Source organism: Okeania sp. (genome assembly GCF_983059655.1).
Genome location: NZ_CEZPJD010000945.1, coordinates 1,420 through 2,751, shown reverse-complemented (window position 1 = coordinate 2,751; position 1,332 = coordinate 1,420). Strand labels below are relative to the sequence as shown.

Annotated in this window: 1 protein-coding gene; it reads left to right on the top strand. The window is 31.0% G+C overall.

Translation table 11 applies throughout. The features are described 5' to 3' along the window. The first annotated feature begins 324 nt into the window (after nt 1-324). Nucleotides 325-1,125, top strand: coding sequence for an aspartyl/asparaginyl beta-hydroxylase domain-containing protein (locus tag AC3DU7_RS30500; RefSeq protein ID WP_488042985.1), 801 nt, complete (start codon nt 325-327; stop codon nt 1,123-1,125). The last annotated feature ends 207 nt before the right edge of the window (nt 1,126-1,332 follow it).

Here is a 1,332-nt window from a genome sequence, read left to right as displayed (position 1 = left end):
ACATCTCCAAAAATCAAAAATAAAATCAATTCTTATCCATAAATTATCAATTATTATTCCCTGTTCCCTGTTCCCTGTTCCCTGTTCCCTCTTTTCTGGAGATGTCTAATGATAGGATAATATCATGGACAAGATACTTTAACGAAGTCAGAAATCAGAAGTTATTTTTGTAACGGGGATTTGAGCAAGGTTCCAAAAATATTGTGCCTTAAAAGGCAGGGTTTTAGACCCATATTATTTTGATAATATTTAGGATAGTTGTATACTATATAAATTCTGTCAAAATCGAAAAACTCTTAATCATTTTCAGGAATAGAAAAGATAATGGAAAATTATAATGAGTATCACCTAGACCCAAAGCAATTTCCTTTTCTCAAAAGTTTTCAAGATAACTGGCTAGAAATTAAAGATGAATTCACAAGTTTTACTCAAAATACCTCTGAACAAGAATTAAAATTTACTTATAATATTATGGGTCCTAAAAGTAAAACAATTAAAACTAAAGGTAATGGAAAATATAGTGCTTTTGGCATTTTATTTCAAGGTAGATTTATTGAAGAATATATTAAATTTCATCAAATACAGTATCCTGATTATGAACTAGACTCTGTATCAGAAAAAGCTCTGGTATTAAGAGAGAAATATTTTCCTAGTTTGACTGAAACGATTAAAAAAATCAACTCAAACAATTATGAGATTCTCAGAAATGTTTATTTTGGTATATTCCATCCTGGTTTAGATATTAAGCTCCATGTTAACTATAACCATCATACAAATCGTGGTTATCTAGGATTAATAGTACCAGAAGGGGATGTGGCTATGAAAATATGCCACGATCAACTTTACTGGCAAGAAGGCAAGTTTATGATTTTAGACCACAGTTATCCACACTGCCCCCACAATTACACTAATTATGACAGAGTAGTTTTAGTTGTAGACTTTTTTAAACCCGATCGCCCTAGAGAGGAAGTAGAAAAATTTGAACAAGAGCAAGTTAGACAACGTATGCAAGATAACCCTTATAGTTTAGGAGTTTTTGGTAAAAGCGATCAAGTGAAAACAGAAGATTTTATTAAGTATGGTTTAGCTCATCAGTTAGAGTGGGATAAAGCTTTAGAAAAGTAATTATCAATGGATAATTGATAATTGATAATTGATAATTAATCCCCATTCAGTTTAAAGCCTCTTCTTCCGACATGATATTAGTTTATACGTTCTTTCCTTGGCAAAAATCATAATATATGTTGAAAACTACTGCCAAAAATCTGTTGCATCCCGACTATCCCTTTGCTCCTAAAAATTTCCCGTTTTTTTATGGTTGGGTAATTTTAA